This window comes from Gottfriedia endophytica, from assembly GCF_017814275.1.
In the GTDB taxonomy this organism is placed as follows: Bacteria; Bacillota; Bacilli; order Bacillales; family Bacillaceae_G; genus Gottfriedia; species Gottfriedia endophytica.
In genome coordinates, this window is sequence record NZ_JAGIYQ010000002.1 from 367,669 (window position 1) to 385,663 (window position 17,995).

Sequence of the window (17,995 nt, forward strand, 5' to 3'; positions counted from 1 at the left end):
AGAGGCCATTGTTCAAATGAGTATTTATGCTTCTTTTCAGCTACCGAAGCTCTCTGTAATAAATAACAGCATTTTACTTTTCCTCTTCAATGCCTATATTTAATTAAAATGTTAGAGAAATTATATCTAAAATAAATTGAAAAATCAAACTGTTTTTTTACGCTTTTTGTCATTTTATTATTAGTTCATTCACGAAATTTAGGTAAACAAACTAACTAACTTTTTCTTGCGATTCCATCGTTTTTCTTTTGACAAACGGAAGCCACCAGTTCCATTTTCCAAATAACTGCATTAGACTTGGAACGAGAATTAAGCGAATAATTGTCGCGTCTAGAAAAATAGCAACGGCAATACCAATTCCCATTTGTTTAACTGGTACTAAATCTGTAAATGCAAATGCCCCAGTTATGACAATCATTATGGAAGCAGCAGACGTAATGATTCTACTAGTTGATACAAGACCTTCCCGTGTTGAATATTCATTATCACCTGTTTCCTCATACAGTTCCTGCATACGAGACATTAAAAACACTTCATAGTCCATACTCAATCCAAAGACGAGACCAAAAATAAATACAGGTAAGATTAGCATCATATCAGATTTTGGTAGCCCAAAATGTCCACCTTGAAATAACCATGTGATAATTCCAAATGTCGCACTTAATGATAAGATGTTCATTAAAATTGCTTTAATTGGAATTAAAAGTGAACGAAAAGCGATCATTAAGATGATAAACGTACTACAAACGATGAGAATGAGACCATATTTTAAATGATTTGTAATTTCATCAAATAACTCTTGTTCGAATTTCACTTGACCACCCATTGTCAGTTTAAATCCATTCAAGTGTCCTTTGTATTTATTATCGTAGTCTCGAACCCATTGTTTTCCTTGTTCCGATTTTGGTTTTGACTTTAAATAAATTTGCAAAAATGTTTTATCATTTTGAACAAGAGGAGCAACTGCTGGTTGAATTTTACCGGCCATTGGTGAAGACAAAGCTTTTGATAACTCCGGTGCACTCATATTTACAGTGTCAAATACACTATTTACTTTATATACTTTTGGATCTTTTTTAATCGACGAAATAATTTGTTCTAAATTTGTTAAATTGTTTTTTTGAAGCATATCTCCATTGGACTGAAGAACAAAAAGTACACTGGCATGATTCTTCATGTCTGGTATAAAAGTATTTTGATATTTTTCATATGTAATTCTTGCCTGGGCATTTTTAGGCAATGCATCAGTTGTTGGGATATTCAATACTATATTTTTCAAAGGAATTACAAATAATAATAAAAGTATTAATGATAAACAGATCATTTTTACTGGGCGCTTCATAACAAAACCAGCAAATTTTCTCCAAACACTTTCATGCTGTTCATCATTATCCTTATCAAATCTTTTAAATCTCCCCTTATTTATATTTAAACCAATAACAGATAAAATTGCTGGTAGTAAAGATAAAGAAAAGAATAAGCTTACAAGTACAACAATTGCTCCACTTATTGCAACACTTCTGAATAAATCAATATTGATAAAATAAAGAGCTGATAAACCAATAAATACACAAAGACCAGAAAAAATAATCGCTCTGCCCGCTGTCGCATAGGTTGTTGCTATCGCTTCTTTTACAGAAGAGTGGGTTAACTCTTCCTTGTATCGACTTACAAATAATAAAGCAAAATCGATCGACAGTGCTAAGCCAACCATCGGCGCTACATTTAATACAAAAATTGATAAATCAACCGTTTTACCAATATAAGTTAAAATCCCAAACGTTGTTAAAATACTCAACATACCTATCACAATTGGAATGATTGATGCAATAACACTTCCAAATGCAAAAAATAGGACAATAAATGCAATTGGAATACCAATTATCTCTGCTTTTTTCAAATCATTTTGACTCGTTTTATTAATTACATCATTAATGATCGTAAATCCTGACGAGCTAACCTTTACGGTATCACTAGACATTGTATCTATTCGTTTTGCTAATTTATTATTTAGTTCATTTATTTTGTCATAATTTTTTACATCGTATAAAAAGGACATGTACGCAATATTTCCTTTTTTCATACTTGGATCATTAATAGGACTCAAGAAAACTTTCTTATTTTTTTCTTTATTTAATTCACTTGCAACTCGATTAATTTCTGATTGAAATTGTTGATCTGTTGCCCCATCTTTTTTTTCTAAAAGGACAATCACTGAATTTGGTGATTGTTTAAACTCATTTTCTAGTATGCCTTTTGCCTTTTCATATTCTCCAGGAGTTCGGAAACCATCCCCACCTAAAATATTTGGTAAACTTTTCGCTTGAATAGCTAACAAGACTGAACATATCACTAAACACATAATAATCAAAAAACGAAATTGATATATTCCGCCTCCAACTTTTTTCCATAAACTTGTTTCACTTACATTACTCCTCATAAATCCACCCCTTAAAAAAATACCTACTATTATCATACCAAACCTTTATTATTTCTCTCACTATTTTGAATTTCTGGCTCAGTTTTTTACAATAGTGCACAAAAATAATTATATTCAAAATCAAATATAAAATCTTTTAAAATAAAAAATAATAAAGGAAAATTCACAAAGTAATAGTTCCTGCTATGTTAAAAAAAATGTTATGTACTATATAAATAAAAAAGGAGCCAACCACCAAACCTGATGATTAGCTCCTCTTATTTTCTTCCTAACATGACGATAATATTAATTCGTCAAAACTACTTTATGTTTCTTCTGAACAGAATAAATTGCTGAACATAATGCCAGCGTCACAATTATTCCCGAAACCCAAGTATTCGTAATAACAGAAAAATTGTTAATTAGAATCCCACCTAAGCTAGATCCTAAAGCAATTCCAAATTGCGAAAATGAGTTATTTAACCCAATTTGAATATCCGCTGTATCTGGTGCTGCCTTTGCTAGTTTATCTTGTATAGATGGGCTAATTGCCCAAGTAAGAGCACCCCATAGGATAACAACAATTAATATACTTACGGTTGATTTTGCTGTATATGGCAATGAAAATAAGGAAACTGCAAGTAAACCAAGTATGACGATGATCGTTCGATCTCCTCCAAATTTATCGGAAGCCCAGCCACCGATTCCTCCACCAATTATTCCAGATATACCCATAACAACTAAAACAATACTAATCATATTAGTTGATAGCCCAGTCGTTTGCTGAAGAAGCGGTGTTAAGTATGTGTAGATTGTAAAATGACCAGTTAATTCTAAAAATGATATTAATTGGATTGATAAAACAGTTTTACTTTTTAAGGTAGCAAGTTGCTCCTTTACAGGTACCGTTGGTTGCGGTGGAACTTTTGGTAGAAATTTCATAATTCCTGCCATAGAAATTAAGCTTAGTAGCGCAAGTAGTAGAAATGTCATTCTCCAACCAAAATGTTGACCAACTAATCTGCCTAAAGGAACACCCAATACTAAAGAAGAACTGATTCCCATAAAAATAACGCCAATAGCTCGTCCTCTCATTTCAGGAGTAACTATATTTGCAGCCGTAGTTATAGAAACAACAATGACAATCGAACAACTAGCAGCTAAAATGATCCTAGCCAGTAATAATGTTGTAAAATTTGGACTGAAGAAAGAAAGTATATTTCCTAAAATGAAAACACTCATTGCAATAAGTAATAATTTTCTTCTCTCCATTTTTGATGTTAATGCAACTAATATTGGTGTCCCAATTGCAAAAACGATCGAAAAAATAGAAACTAATTGCCCAACTGCTCCGTTAGAAATACCTAAATCCTTCGCAATGATATCAAGCATGCCAGCGATCATAAATTCCACAGTACCAGAAACAAATGTTACAATCGTTAAAATAAAAATACCAATATTCATTTCATTTCTCCTCTAAAAAAATTACTGATGACAACTTCTTTCATTGTTTGATAAAACTGATCTTAATCTTTTCAGAGATATCTTTTTCACTTTCTCTATAAAAATCTAAACTATTGATTTAATTAACTTTTCCCCTTAAAAGTTAATCTAAAGAAGCTATTAATGTAAGTATGATTTAAACAACACTGCAATTTTTTATAATAAATTATTTTAGACAGTTTGTCGATAAAAATTACATAAGGTGAAGTCCACTCCATAAAATAAAGGCTCTTTTTAAGATTGTTGCTTTTAGGTTTTGTAATTAAAGAGAGAAGTTGATTGGAACGGAAGGATGAAAACAGCCAAAATAAAAAGCCGAACAAAAAATTTCAAAAATTCTTTGTCCGAGCTTATTTTTCTAACTAAATATAAGATCTTTTCATTCTTCTATCAAGATATTGTTCATAAACCCCAATAGACCCCGCAAGCCAAAATCCACTTACTAAGTATGCACCAATTACATCACTAGGGTAATGGACACCTAAGTATATACGACTGATTCCAATCATCAATGTCATGAAAACACTAAATATAATTAATAAAGTTTTCCCTAAACTACTTGAAGTATGGCGCCATAGTAAATAAGCAAGTACTCCATAAAGTGCAAATGCCTCCATCGAATGACCACTTGGAAAACTATATCCTGTTTCTTGAATTAATCGATGGATAGTCGGTCTAGCTCGATGAAATAAATGTTTTAACACGAAATTTAATACAGTTGAACCACCCATAACGACTATAAATAAAATAATTTCTGATCTATGGTGCAATACTTTATATAAATAAATGATAATTAGCACACATAAAACAACTACAACAGGTGTAGATCCTATAAAGGTAAAAAATTTAAATAGCGAAGTTAATGTTGGTGATTCAAATCCTTGTACAAATGAAATAATACTAGAGTCAAATTGTACCAAGTGATGCTCTCCAACTAATATCGCAATCCAACCAAATCCAATAGCACATACTAGACTGATTAAAAAAATACTTATAAGCTTTAACTTTAAATTCATATTCTTGCTCCTTACTAAAAAAGTGTCCCACAACAAAAAAGACCATTTATTTATGGTACACCAAATATTTCTATAAAAAAACACCTAATTTTGTAGCAGGTTCCTTTATTACCTTTTGACAAAGGTGGTATTCTTCTTCTTTCATGATTGCAAGTACACATGTAGAAGGACCACCAGATTTAACTAAATCGATCTCTTTTACATCGGACATTTCTAGTATTAGACTATGCTCCCTTTCTAATACCCCAACTTCATATTTTATTCCTTTTGAACCAACGGGTAATAGATCCATTGATTTAAGATCGTTTGATAAAATTTTTAAAGAACTGAACGAAATAACCTCAGACTGTGCTAGACTTTCATCTTCTATTACCTCATACCCGACTTTGGGGATTCCGATTAAAACTAGAATATCTCCACTTTCAACTTTTTTCTTTTCTTTACTATTTTCCTTTTCACCAATTAACGTTATTCCCATTGCAGTTTGAAGAGTTGGAATATTTTCTTCTGTACTTCCTGTTACACTTTCTGATAAAAACTCTTCATGAAATTTAGCTTCGTTGTATTCATTAATTGCTCTATGTATACCTTTTAATAGTTTTTCACCTCTTCCATTCATTTCAACGGAAAGTGTATTGACTAAAACTAAAGGCTTTGAACGAAATGCTAATGTTTCAAATAGACAAACTCTTGCGGTAAAATATCCCACAATTTCTTCATCCACTTTGACAACATCTAGTTCACTACTCCCAATACCTCCACAACTATCACATGCAATCGTTACTATTTTATCATTACTTTGTTGAATCAATGTAAGATCTCTATTTTTAGTAATTAACATTTTTCATCACCCTGTATACTAAATAAGCTAAAAAAACATTTACGAAAGTTGCCAAAGTTAATGGGATTACCATCATTAGGAAAAAATTTGAAGCAGTAATACCTCCGACTACCTTTTGAACGACCCATCCAGATACAATTGCACTAACTGGGCCGTTTAATAATACAGATATTAGAGTTGCCATTATCGCATTTGACTTCTTAAAAATCATACCGAATAGATAAACGACAATAAACATCTCAAACATGATAAAAATGTGAATCGGTACTGTAAGAGGAAAACCCGAAGTGTAGGCTGTAAATAAATGGCCAAGGCTTGCTACAATTGCTCCTCCTAATGGTGATATAAACATCGCTGCAAAAAAAGCAGGAAATGAATCAAATGAAATCGTCTCAAAAATCTTAATATTTGATAGGATCGCACTCATTCCAATTAATAAAGCAAGGAAAACAATTGTCTTAGTGTTTATTTTTCCTGTTGTTTTCTTATGTAACTTTTCTCTCTCCATTTAGGTCTCCCGTCGATTCTCATTTAAATTTTCTAAAACTCTACAAGTTTCATTCTAAATTAAAATTCAACAACTTAACTCCTGGACGAATTTTTGCATATTCCTCCATAACAGTTGTCCATTTTTCTTCATAATCTTTTCCTAAAATTGAAAAAATTTCTTCCATTTGATCAATTTGTACCTTTGATAATTCTTTCAGTAAATCCTTACCACTATCAGTCAAATAATGTTGTTTAATTCTTTTATCTTCTTCTGGAGATATTGTCACGATATACCCTTTATCTTTTAATTGACGAAGAGGTAAATTTAATGACTGTTTTGTTACTTCAAGAACTGTTAGCAATTGATTGACACTAACTCCAGGGATTTGTGCAATAAAAAACAAAATTCTATGATGGACTCTTTGAATACCGTATTTTTCAGCTACTTGATCAGGTTTTTCTGTAAGACTTCTATAAGCAAAATAAAAAAGGGCTATCTTCTTATAGCTGTCTTCTTTATGAAAAGTCAATATGGCTTCACTCCTTTTAGGATTAGTATAGCAAAAATCTAATAGATCAGGTGTATTGACTTAAAAATTATGTTGTGATAGTTTTAAAAGGTCAGTTTTACTGACTTAAATCTAAAACTAGATACAATTAATAATATATTTAATTTGTTTTAAAAATTGTCTGATAAAGGAAGAGAGTTAAATAGTTATGAAGTTTATTATTTTAATATTACAAGTGTTGCTATTATCTGTTTTTTATTTTATTGGGAGTATGATCTCCACTTATTTTAAATTACCTATATCAGGAAGTATTGTTGGCTTGTTACTCTTCCTTTGTGCCTTAATGTTAAAAATTATTCCTACAAAATGGATCGATCATGGTTCAGAATTTTTAGTAGCTTCTTTACCTTTCTTGTTTGTTCCAGCAACTGTAGGTGTAATGAATCATTTGAACTTATTTAAAGGCAATGACATTATTCTATGTCTTCTTGCTTTACTATCGACACTACTAACGATAGCTGTTGGCGGTTATGTAACACACAAATTAATAAAAAAAGATAAACAGAAATCAGGTGAAAAAACGTCATGTCCGGAACAATTTTCTCAATAACTGCACTACTTTTAACCATTATAATATTTATAGGTTTTCGTCGATTATATTTGCGTTTCCCTTTACCATTTTTAATTCCTACGTTAACTTCAACAATCGTTATCATAATACTCCTTAGCTATAAACATATCTCCTATCATACATATATGACTGGAGGAAAATGGATCAATGATCTTCTTGGTCCAGCAGTAGTGGCTTTAGCTTATCCTTTGTATAAACAAAGAGAAGTAGTTAGAAAAAACTTTCTTCCTGTCATTTTAGGAATCCTATCTGGTGTAATCATAGGCATGGTGAGCGGTCTGGTATTTGGAGAAATATTTGGATTTTCGAAGGATTTACTTTTAGCAGTCATACCAAAATCAGTCACAACACCTGTTGCTATGCAAATCACCACAGGACTTGGGGGAGATGCTTCCACTACGATTGTGTTTACTATGATTTCTGGATTCACTGGAGTTATTTTGGGCCCATCTATCCTTAAATTATTTAAAATTGATAGTGACATGGGTAGAGGAATAGCATTAGGAACAGCTTCTCATGGAGTTGGAACTTCAAAAGCAAATGAATTTGGTGGACATGCTGTTTCTTTCAGTTCTGCTGCTATGACATTAAGTGCCATAATAGGAACAATTATTGCTCCTATTATTGTTTCGATTTTTTTCAACTAATTAGGTAGTAAAATGATCATTCTTCATAAAGTGAAACTTTCATCATTGGGGGTTTTCCTCATCCCCCAATGATGATTAGTTGAACCAATCGGGCTTTTACGGGTAGTTATCCCCCACCTATCTTCTTCATCTCTCTATCATATCTTGAGGTGGGGGTATTACTGCCCGTTAATGCGGGATAAATTAACAAAAGAGACCGAATTTGCTTCTTAGGCTGTCGATAAGTCGACAGCCTTTCTTCTTTTTTACTTCTTTAATAGATAGGCTGTTTTCGTTTACATTGTTGCTATTTTAGAATGCGTTAGTTGATTACAACTCCAGGATGCTCCTCCTCGGCAAGCCTGCGGGGTCTCAGCCATCCCGCTATTCCCACAGGAGTCTCGCACCTTCCGCCCGAATCAACTTCTGTCTTTAATGTTTCAAATCTCAAAAGCAACAATCTTTTTGAAAAGAGCCAATAGTTAAGCTCACCACCCTTTACAGTAGACCAAAGAATGAAAAGCAATTCGAACCCTCTATTGAGGCTGCCAAACGACTTGGATACGAAGAAATAATCGATTTGTTTAGTACGAATATGTGAGAATAGAAATTTCATTTTCAACATCTCCTATTTACAAATCTATAAAAGTAGATATAATTGTTGTTATGGAACCTTCATTAATTTATAAAGCATTATCAAATGATACTAGACGTCAAATCTTATTATGGCTAAAGAATCCAGAAAAGTTTTTTGACGAAAAACCTTATTTAGAACAAGGAATTAGTTTTCAAGTTGGAGTATGTGTAGGAGATATCCAGCTCAGAACTGGCTTAGCCCAATCTGTTGTTTCTAGTTATTTATTAACGATGAAAATAGCAGGATTATTAGATTCCGAACGAATAGGGAAATGGACGTATTATCGTCGAAATGAAAAAACAATACAAGAATTTTCCGATTACGTCCAAAACGAATTATAAAGTGAACCTTGAATCAGTGGGAATTTTCTTCATCCCCACTGATTCTTAGTCTACTCGAATTCTGCTTTTACAGGTAGCCGGTTCTCCATCACACCATTTTGCGAAAGGAACCTTACTGCCCGTTCATGCAAGACAAATAGAAAGGAAGATTTTTTTTAAGATTATGTATCTAGTTATATAGATATCTGTTATTGTGTGTTTAAAAATTCCGTACATAAACAAAAGAACGATGACATTTTTAGCGAAATCCCCTTGAAACAATACCTAACTATTTTTTACGTTAATGAATTGGAACCCTATAAAGTATACAGACTTTTAAAATCAATATAAGAATGGAGATTTTTATAAATGAAAAAAGTAAACCATCTAATTATTATTATGCTAGCAGTAGGTGTATTTGGAATTATAACAACAGAGATGAGTATTGTAGGCGTATTACCACAAATCACTCAAAAATTTGGAGTTTCAACTGCACAAGCCGGATTATTAGTCAGTATATTTGCTCTAGTTGTTGCGATCTCTGGACCATTTTTATTACTGCTCGTATCTGGGATTAATCGTAAAACACTTTTATTAACAGCAATATCTATTTTTGCTATCTCTAATATGATTTACGCTTATACAACACAATTTGAAGTTATGCTCATTTTTCGTATTCTACCAGCAGCACTTCACCCACTCTTCTTTTCAATCGCTCTTGTAACTGCTGCTAAACTTGTACCTTCAGAAAAAAGCGGTCAAGCAGTTACAAAAGTATTTACGGGAATTACTGTTGGATTTGCTTTAGGTGTTCCATTAACTTCTTACCTTGCAGAACAGTTTTCATTAGAAATTGCGTTCCTATTTGGAGCATTTGTAAATGCTCTCGCATTTATCGGACTAATGATTTTGCTTCCTTCTATGCCCGTTGAAAAAAAAATGTCTTTTGGCAAGCAAATTCGTATATTGCGTAAATCAGCATTATGGTTAAATATCGCAATTGTTACCTTTCTTTTTGCAGCCATGTTTTCGGTATACAGTTACTTTGCCGAGTACCTTGCAAAAGTAACAGCCATGAATAGCTCTCTCATCAGTATCATGCTATTCATATTTGGTGTCACTATGATTTTAGGTAATCAGCTATTTGGAGTTTTTCTTCAAAAAAGTATAGTAAATACCGTGATATTTTTTCCAATTTTATATTCAGTCGTTTATTTATTGGTTTATTATCTAGGGTCTTATCTTGTTCCAATGATTATTATGGTATTCATTTGGGGAATCGTACATTCCGGTGGTTTAATTGTTGGTCAAACATTGTTAATAAGTGAAGCAAAAGAAGCTCCGGAATTTGGCAATAGCTTATTCGTCTCGTTTTCCAACCTTGGAATTACTTTAGGAACCTCTATTGGCGGCTGGTTCATTTCTCAATTAGGCATTCACCAGCTTATCTGGAGCGGATTCACATTTACACTGCTTTCGTTTATATTGATCATCATAAGACTAAAATTTTCCAACTCTAGAAACCAAGTATCGTTATCAAGCTAACATAATGTTATATTCATACGATCATGTAACATTGAAATAAAGTTTGATTAAATTAACACTTTCAACTTTGATATAAGTTCAAATATTAAGAGGATATTTAGATAAAAAAAGAATGTAGAGAAACTTTCGGGGTTTCTCTACACTCTGAGAGGCCGAATTTGGCCTCTTTTGTATTAATAGATTTCTAGACACTCTAGTTTTGAATGAAATAAACGTAAAATCTCTAACTGCTAAAATTTAGTAAGTTAGAAAGATACCCATAGTTATTTACATAATTGATTTCAACAATACAACAATTATCTGTTGCAAATTTCCAAAAAGTCTCAATTGGTAAATCTAGAAACGACAACATTAACAATTTTACTATTCCACCATGCGTTACAATGGCAACATCTTGATCCTGATTTTTCAAACGATTTACAAACGGTTCAATCCTAAACATACATTGTTGTAAGCTTTCTCCCTCTGGAATTTGATAATGAATATAATCATTACTCCACTGAAGCAATTCATTTGGAAAAGTAAGATCAATTTCTTGATAGGTTTTCCCTTCAAAAATACCAAAATTCATTTCTACTAACTTATCATCTTTAATAATAGGACAATTCCATTCTTTCGCAAGTGTGTCCGCTATATTAGTACATCTCGTTAAAGGACTTGAGTAAATTGATTGAACTTGTCCGAATTCAACGTTTTTAATGTTCTTTAAATATTGAATAACTTCTTCCATTTGCTTAGCACCTTTACCCGATAAAGGTACATCGGTGAAGCTATTATAAATTTTCTCTTCATTTGCGATACTATGCGGATGGCGAATGATAAAAATCTTCAATGAAATTGACCTCCGACATAGGTTAAAAATAGAAAAATAATTTGAGAGATCTCAATCATAAACCCTATGACATCTCCTGTAATACCATCTATTTTCTTGCTAATTCGTTTTGTGATCCAAATACTAATGAAATAAGTCAAAAGTATACTAATAACAATTTCCCACTGTTTAAAATAAAGTAGGGATACAATTACTAATAAACTAGTAAAAAGAACCAGATTGAAGGCATCATTTTTTTTCGCATGTTCAATAAACACTTTCCCCATTCCCTCTTCCCTTGCATAGCCACTAACTCTACAAGTGATAATCGCAACTGTACGACCAATAATTGGAAATAGAAATAATATAAGTATTGTTCCATGAGTAAACATGACAAAGTAGCCAATGATTAATAGAATAAGAGAAATTACTCCAAAAGCTCCAATACGACTATCCTTCATGATTTCAAGAATTCTTTCTTTTGACCGATTACTAAAGATCCCATCACTTGTGTCTGAAAGACCGTCTAAATGTAATCCACCGGTTATTCCAATATATAGAAGTAACATTAACAATGATAAAACATCCTGATGGATTAGATGATGTAATAAAAAGCCAACTAAGCATAATATTCCGCCGATTATTACACCAACAAAGGGAGTATATTTTATTCCCTTTGTCCATTGCTCTTCTGAAAAATGAACTTTCTTTACTGGAATTCTTGTAAAAAATGTAATCATAAGTTTAAAACTATTCATATAATGGCTCCTATTTAATCTTTAAGGGAATTCCAGCAGTTATTAAATAAACATCATCTGCTAATGAAGCTATGTATTGATTCATTCGTCCAGCTATATCTCTAAAAATTGAACCTAAACGATAAGCAGGTACAATTCCAAATCCAACCTCATTCGAAACTACCAATAATATTTTATTATGACTTCGACATACCATAATTAACGATTCGATTTCTTCTTTAATCTTTTGTTCAATGTCTCTTATTCTCTCATTTGAAACAGTATCAAAGTCATCTTCCTCCTCTAATAGAAGGTTTGTAATCATTAGTGTTAAACAATCCAATAAAATGATTTTATTTCCCATAAAATCCTCATGTTCCTGTAACGCTTGAAAGGATTTATACTGCTCGATTGTTTTCCAAGTTGATGGCCTTGAAGATTGGTGCATTTCTACACGATTTTTTGTATCTTCATCAAAAACAATTGATGTAGCGAGATACACTACATTCCCTTGAATTGTTTCCTGAATTTCTAATGCTTTTTTCTCTGCAAAAGAGCTTTTCCCACTCCTTGCTCCTCCTATAATAAAAATCAAAAAATCTCACCTCTTTTCAAGTACATTCTAAGTATATTCTGTTATTTGTTTCATTTCAAACCATGATAAAAAGATAATGTCTGTAACTAATTTTATATATAAAGCCAAGGAAGTTTTTTCTTAGCTTCTAATCCAATACTTAAGCAATACTGTCTTATTTCGTCTGATTCAAGATTTGGTTCCAAGTGATCATATAGTCCGTCTCCATATTTAAACTTAGAAAATAAATTATCAGTATGCCAACAATGAATGTGGGAGTGATGATAAATAGAGTTTGTTGAAGTACTATCAAAATCAAGTTGATCAGGTCTAATTTCAATTACATCAACTAAATGATTTACCGCCATTTCAGTACTGTACATAGATGTAACGCCTCTATACCACCCTGGCCATGCTCCTTCATTTTCAGCAAATTCCTTGGTCAATAAATAATAAGCAATTTCTACACTTAAATTACAAACATCCCGGACTAGAGACGAAGATCCGTAATGTGTTGATCCAATATTGTGTATTCCTTGATGCCTTACGTTAAGTTTTCGAGCTACACGCATGATATTTTCATTTACTTCTTCTCCTGCGTATGCCCCTCTACCAACTGTATAGTAATTAGGAATATAAGTATTCCAAGCAGGTGTTAAAAACGTATCAACATCGGTTCTTAATAAATAATCATATCCATTTAAAAATTCAGCCTGTTTCGTTCCAACAAAAGAAATAGAATTCATAAATCGATACGTTTTCCATATTCCATCGAGAGGATTTAATTCTACTTTAATGCAATCATCTGGAACAAGGTCTAATGATGATTTTGGACCAAACACAACTAGATCCGTATCTTGACTACAATTAATAGATTTATAAGATGTATATAAACAAGCAAATTGTTGAAGTAATCCTCGTGTATAATCCAAATAAACTGCAATAGCTCTCTTCATTTTTTCACCATCACTAATCATTATTTTTATAAATTATAAAGATACAAAGTTACCAGAATGAGATTCCCAACCACTTGCACCAATTCTACTGAGATAATTTACAGGTTTTTCTATATAATGAGGTTGAATGAGTTCAATTGATTGTCCTTGTAATAAAACAGGTATACTCTCTTTTAATGAATTTCGCCAATTTTGATATAACCGCGCAGGAAAACCATATAATACAGTAAAAAGCCCTCCATAATAATCTTTCCCTGTATAGCTATCTACTTGCCAATCATTCACTTGGAATTGCTCATCTAAATAATAACGCCCACTTAATTTAAAGTAATAATCTGCATTAAATTTAGTTATCTTACTATTCCCTAGATAAAGGCCTATCGCTTCTCCTAACCCTTTAAATGGTCCATCTGCTGCTTCTCGTACCATTTTCCTATTACCTAGAAAAAGATACTGATCAACTAATCCTTCTATGTTATAGGGAAGATTTTTTTTCAAACCTGTTTCGATTAAAAGAATTTGTGAATTTGGTACAGCTGCCCTAATGGATTGAATCGTTTTTAGTGTCTGAATAGCCCTCTCATCCGCTGAAAAAGCTGAACGGTTTGGAGTATAACATAGCGGATTCGTAGTTATATAGATTGCTGAAGATATAATGAACAAAGCATTCATATCCACATTCCTCTCATTTAAGTGTGTAATTAGAGTACTGGTGATGATTCGACTCTATCCACTCTTTTAATTCGATTATCATTGATTTATAGTCTTGAGCAATGTATGAAAAATCATTTCTTGTATTCACAAGAGTTTTATCAGATTTTTCAGTACGAGTTGGAGAAATCTCGATATCGTCCATTTTAAAAACTTCTTTAAACAAAAGAAGTAAATCATATTTGGAAATGCGATTCCTTCCAGTTAAATGAACTAGCCCACTTAATTTATTTTGTATAACCCAAATAATTGCTTTCGCCAATTCAATTGTCGTTACGCCGTTCCACAAAACCCCCTGATACCCTTGAATAGTACCCGATTGTTTCATAAACCAATGAAACAGTCCTATTCCTTGTTTTCGCAATTCAGGTCCAATAATCGAAGTTCTTATTGTTACATGTTTAGGATCATTTACTTCACCTAGATTTTTCGTAATGGCGTAAATAGAAGTACCATCTTTACGATCTGCTTCAACATAGCTACCTTTTAATCCCGAAAAAACACAATCCGTACTTATGTGAATTAGTTGAAAGCCTAATTCATCACCATAGTTTGCTAGTTTGTGGGGAAGCAAGCTATTAATATAAATAGACTCTTTTAATCTCTCAGCTGCATCATTATTTAAGATTCCAGCAGCATTAATGACAATATCTGGTTTTATCGTTTTTAAACAGTTATAGGTTGATTTATCATCTGTTAAGTCTAACGTTACTGCTCTTACATCTTTAGATGAACTCCTAAGTGAATAATACAGATCATTTGTTAAGTTGCTATGAAGATAATTCGAAATAATATGACCGGCCATTCCATTACCACCTAGAACTAAAATTCTCAATTTAAGAACCCTCCCTTAACAAGCATTTTTTTTATTTCATCATTGTTCATAAAATCTACGTTTGATTCATATTTTTTTAAGGGTATTTTCGAAAGGGTATCATACTGTTTTTGAAGGGTTTGAGGAGCTTGTTCTGGAAGGATGACATAGTAGTCATCATTGTATTCATAGCTATTTCTTGATTCATTTTCAGAAATAAGTATTTCATGTAATTTTTCACCTGGTCTAATTCCTATATCTACGAATGAAATAGATTGATTTGCAAGTTCTTCAACTAAAACCTGTGCTAAATCAATAATTTTACAAGTTCTCATTTTCATCACAAATATTTCACCACCAATGGAATGAATTGCTGCAGTTAAGAGAAGTTTTATTGCATCATTTATTGTTAAAAAGAAACGAGTCATTTCTATTGAGGTAATTGGGATATCTTTTCCTTCTTTTATTAATGTTTTAAAATAAGGCACAATACTCCCATTCGTCCCTAAAACATTGCCACCACGTATACATACAAATCTTGTATTATTCGATGAGCTATTTGCATGGATGATGAGTTTCTCCCCCATTGCTTTCGTCATTCCATAAAAGTTAATGGGATCAACAGCCTTATCACTTGATACATCGATTACTTTTTTGACACCCTGTATGATACTTGCTCGAATTAAATTTTCAGTTCCTACTACATTTGTCTTTAGTGCTTCAAGAGGTTGTTCTTCACAAATAGGTACATGTTTTAAGGCTGCAAGATGAAAAACGTAGTCTACATTTTCACATGCATCTAATATAGCGCTATAATCCCTGACATCCCCTATAATAAACTTAAGCTTTGAATGGTTTTGAAATAATCTTTTCATATTTACTTGAGCGAATTCATTTCTTGAAAACAAGCGAATTTCTTTTGGTTTAAATAGTAAAAGTTGTCTTACTAATTCATGTCCCCATGAGCCAGTTGCTCCTGTGACGAGTATAATTTTATCTTCAAACATTTACATGCCTCCTTATAAGAAATCTCTAGGTATAAGTAGAATATAGATTGTAGTCCTAGAATTTTTGCCTTACTATCAACAACATTTGCCACAAATGCAATCTTCTCTCCTTTTTAATCCATATACAACATATTCGTAAATTGCGATATGGTTTGGACTCGCTCCTAATTTCTCCGTTAAATAAACGCCATATTTCTATGCAAAATCATAAATAGTTAAGAAGCCATGGGCAGGATGTAAAAATTAGGCCGACATTCATCGGAATTCTGAATAGTATACAAGAGAGTTAAACTATGAAATGGAGGAATTTGAATGAAAGTAGCTATCTTAACAATGTTCAATGGGCTAACAAGCACGTATTCTTTAGTCAACATTGTAGCGGAACAGCTTCGAATGCTACTTGATGCGAATATTGAGACAAAAATTCTTGTCAGTGAGCACTGTCCTGATCATGAAAAACATGGTGTATTTTTAGATGATCGAATCGAATGGGTCAAGGTGGTTAATAAAATTGATGATGAAATAATTCATTGGAGGGACTATTCACAACCAACTGGCAAAGTCCATGATACTTTTTTTGATGAGGTTGACTTTATTTCCGAAAGTTTTGTTCAACATTTAACCGACGTTGATGCATGTATCATGCATGATATTCATTATCAAGGCTGGCATTTAGTCCATAATGTTGCTATACGAAAAGCTCAAGAGCAACTCCCAAACCTAAAGTTTATCGCTTTTACTCACTCTGCACCCGCAAGCCGTCCAACCAAAACAGAATGGCCATTTTCTGCCCGTTATAGTCCAATGCCTAATACAATCTATGTATATCCAACTCAATCTGGAATTCCTGCCCTTGCTAAACAATATAATGTTCCAGAGGGAAGATGTCGGGTAGTGAGTAATAGCCTTAACCTTTCAGAGTTTTTTAGTAACGAGGTTCAAACTGTTATTAATAAATTTGACTTTCTTTCAGCAGATATTTTTGTTGTCTATCCCGGTCGTTTAACAACAGGCAAAAAATTCGAAAAGGTTGCAGCTCTTTGTGGAGCGATTAAAAAAGTAAGTGAGGGTAAAGTAAAGGTTCTTTTCTGTGATTTTCCATCAAAGGATATTGAATCAGAAAAGTATAAAACGCTTATTCTATTTGAGGGCTGTAAACACGGACTTGATTATCAAGATATTGTTTTTACATCTGATATTGGATTCCAACATGGTTTCCCAAGGAGTGGAGTGCTTGAACTCTTTTCACTTTCAAACTTGTTTATCTGTCCCTCTTTTTCTGAATCATTTGGATTGACAGTTCTAGAAGCTGCAAGCAAAGGAAATTTTCTTATTTTAAACCAGGCTGTACCTGCTCTTGAAGAATTAGGAAAAAAATTAAATGCCTATTTTATGAGATGGGATGCACGAAACTTTGGTTTTGACACAAGAGAAAGCTATAAGCCATCAGAGGAAGCTTATTATGAAGAAAATGCAAGAAATATATTGAGTTTAATGAGGGAAAATCCGATCCTTTATGCAAAAACGATGACAAGACAACGTTTTAGTCCCGAATGGGTATGGAACAACCAATTAGAACCATTGTTAAAAGGGTATTAAAAGCTATTATTAGTAAGATCTATTTAATCATCAATATAACAAAAAGGAATTTACTAAAAAATGTAAAGAAAGCCGCCTTAGTCAACATTCAATTGGACTGAGGCTTTTTAATTTTTTAAAATTAAAAAGCCTTTAAAATAAACAGTATAATCCCTTGTTACTGTCTATTTTAAAGGGGAATATGAATAATTCTGGAATCATTTATAAATCTTTATCTTACTTTAACTCTTGAATACCAAACACAACTCTA

At 32.4% G+C, this 17,995-nt stretch carries 18 protein-coding genes and 1 other annotated feature (1 of these 19 cut by a window edge); of the genes, 5 read left to right on the plus strand and 13 right to left on the minus strand.

All coding sequences use genetic code 11. From position 1 onward, the window contains the following. Nucleotides 1-99, minus strand: a binding site (T-box leader) (it extends 174 nt beyond the left edge of the window). Between the two features lie 112 nt (nucleotides 100-211). The 6 genes from J5Y03_RS04450 to J5Y03_RS04475 form a co-directional block, all read right to left on the minus strand. Next, complete coding sequence (locus J5Y03_RS04450; RefSeq protein WP_209402933.1) at nucleotides 212-2,440, minus strand: MMPL family transporter; 2,229 nt, start codon at nucleotides 2,438-2,440, stop codon at nucleotides 212-214. A 285-nt stretch (nucleotides 2,441-2,725) separates the two neighbouring features. Next, complete coding sequence (locus J5Y03_RS04455; RefSeq protein WP_209402935.1) at nucleotides 2,726-3,883, minus strand: MFS transporter; 1,158 nt, start codon at nucleotides 3,881-3,883, stop codon at nucleotides 2,726-2,728. Nucleotides 3,884-4,284: 401 nt separating this feature from the next. Then, a complete protein-coding gene (locus tag J5Y03_RS04460) occupies nucleotides 4,285-4,938 on the minus strand; it encodes a phosphatase PAP2 family protein (RefSeq protein ID WP_209402937.1) in 654 nt (217 codons plus the stop codon). Between the two features lie 70 nt (nucleotides 4,939-5,008). Then, nucleotides 5,009-5,779, minus strand: a complete 771-nt coding sequence (locus J5Y03_RS04465; RefSeq protein ID WP_209402939.1) for a hypothetical protein — start codon at nucleotides 5,777-5,779, stop codon at nucleotides 5,009-5,011. Continuing rightward, nucleotides 5,766-6,287 carry an ECF transporter S component gene (locus tag J5Y03_RS04470; RefSeq protein ID WP_209402941.1) on the minus strand — a complete coding sequence of 174 codons (522 nt, stop codon included), beginning with the start codon at nucleotides 6,285-6,287 and terminating at the stop codon, nucleotides 5,766-5,768. The genes J5Y03_RS04465 and J5Y03_RS04470 overlap by 14 nt, the downstream gene beginning before the upstream one ends. Nucleotides 6,288-6,336: 49 nt before the next feature. Further along, nucleotides 6,337-6,798 (minus strand): MarR family winged helix-turn-helix transcriptional regulator, encoded by a 462-nt coding sequence (locus tag J5Y03_RS04475; protein ID WP_209402943.1) that lies wholly within the window; start codon nucleotides 6,796-6,798, stop codon nucleotides 6,337-6,339. A gap of 187 nt (nucleotides 6,799-6,985) precedes the next feature. Here J5Y03_RS04475 and J5Y03_RS04480 point away from each other — a divergent pair, with 187 nt between their 5' ends. The 4 genes from J5Y03_RS04480 to J5Y03_RS04495 all read left to right on the plus strand — a co-directional run bounded on the left by J5Y03_RS04480 (nucleotide 6,986) and on the right by J5Y03_RS04495 (nucleotide 10,536). Then, the gene (locus J5Y03_RS04480; RefSeq protein ID WP_209402945.1) at nucleotides 6,986-7,387 is read left to right on the plus strand and encodes a CidA/LrgA family protein; all 402 of its coding nucleotides are present in this window, start codon (nucleotides 6,986-6,988) and stop codon (nucleotides 7,385-7,387) included. Continuing rightward, nucleotides 7,363-8,055 carry an LrgB family protein gene (locus tag J5Y03_RS04485; RefSeq protein WP_209402947.1) on the plus strand — a complete coding sequence of 231 codons (693 nt, stop codon included), beginning with the start codon at nucleotides 7,363-7,365 and terminating at the stop codon, nucleotides 8,053-8,055. Before J5Y03_RS04480 ends, J5Y03_RS04485 begins: the two co-directional genes overlap by 25 nt. Nucleotides 8,056-8,700: 645 nt before the next feature. Next, nucleotides 8,701-9,012 carry an ArsR/SmtB family transcription factor gene (locus J5Y03_RS04490; RefSeq protein WP_209403153.1) on the plus strand — a complete coding sequence of 104 codons (312 nt, stop codon included), beginning with the start codon at nucleotides 8,701-8,703 and terminating at the stop codon, nucleotides 9,010-9,012. A 348-nt stretch (nucleotides 9,013-9,360) separates the two neighbouring features. After that, nucleotides 9,361-10,536 carry an MFS transporter gene (locus J5Y03_RS04495; protein WP_209402949.1) on the plus strand — a complete coding sequence of 392 codons (1,176 nt, stop codon included), beginning with the start codon at nucleotides 9,361-9,363 and terminating at the stop codon, nucleotides 10,534-10,536. A 223-nt stretch (nucleotides 10,537-10,759) separates the two neighbouring features. Here J5Y03_RS04495 and cobC read toward each other — a convergent pair whose 3' ends face one another. From cobC to J5Y03_RS04530, 7 genes are all read right to left on the minus strand, one after another. Beyond that, nucleotides 10,760-11,368 carry an alpha-ribazole phosphatase gene (gene cobC, locus J5Y03_RS04500; protein WP_209402951.1) on the minus strand — a complete coding sequence of 203 codons (609 nt, stop codon included), beginning with the start codon at nucleotides 11,366-11,368 and terminating at the stop codon, nucleotides 10,760-10,762. Then, nucleotides 11,365-12,105, minus strand: a complete 741-nt coding sequence (gene cobS, locus J5Y03_RS04505; RefSeq protein ID WP_209402953.1) for an adenosylcobinamide-GDP ribazoletransferase — start codon at nucleotides 12,103-12,105, stop codon at nucleotides 11,365-11,367. Before cobS ends, cobC begins: the two co-directional genes overlap by 4 nt. A 10-nt stretch (nucleotides 12,106-12,115) precedes the next feature. Then, a complete protein-coding gene (gene cobU, locus J5Y03_RS04510) occupies nucleotides 12,116-12,679 on the minus strand; it encodes a bifunctional adenosylcobinamide kinase/adenosylcobinamide-phosphate guanylyltransferase (RefSeq protein ID WP_209402955.1) in 564 nt (187 codons plus the stop codon). A 92-nt stretch (nucleotides 12,680-12,771) separates the two neighbouring features. Next, complete coding sequence (locus tag J5Y03_RS04515) at nucleotides 12,772-13,614, minus strand: DUF7164 domain-containing protein (RefSeq protein WP_209402957.1); 843 nt, start codon at nucleotides 13,612-13,614, stop codon at nucleotides 12,772-12,774. Between the two features lie 33 nt (nucleotides 13,615-13,647). Next, the gene (locus tag J5Y03_RS04520; RefSeq protein WP_209402959.1) at nucleotides 13,648-14,286 is read right to left on the minus strand and encodes a hypothetical protein; all 639 of its coding nucleotides are present in this window, start codon (nucleotides 14,284-14,286) and stop codon (nucleotides 13,648-13,650) included. A 13-nt stretch (nucleotides 14,287-14,299) separates the two neighbouring features. Next, on the minus strand, nucleotides 14,300-15,160 hold the full coding sequence (locus J5Y03_RS04525) for a dTDP-4-dehydrorhamnose reductase family protein (RefSeq protein WP_209402961.1): 861 nt from the start codon (nucleotides 15,158-15,160) through the stop codon (nucleotides 14,300-14,302). Beyond that, entirely contained in the window at nucleotides 15,157-16,146 is a 990-nt protein-coding gene (locus J5Y03_RS04530; RefSeq protein ID WP_209402962.1) for a polysaccharide biosynthesis protein, read from the minus strand. Before J5Y03_RS04530 ends, J5Y03_RS04525 begins: the two co-directional genes overlap by 4 nt. Before the next feature lie 312 nt (nucleotides 16,147-16,458). Between J5Y03_RS04530 and J5Y03_RS04535 the strand changes: the two genes are divergently transcribed. Next, a complete protein-coding gene (locus J5Y03_RS04535; protein WP_245208734.1) occupies nucleotides 16,459-17,745 on the plus strand; it encodes a glycosyltransferase in 1,287 nt (428 codons plus the stop codon). Nucleotides 17,746-17,995 lie beyond the last annotated feature (250 nt).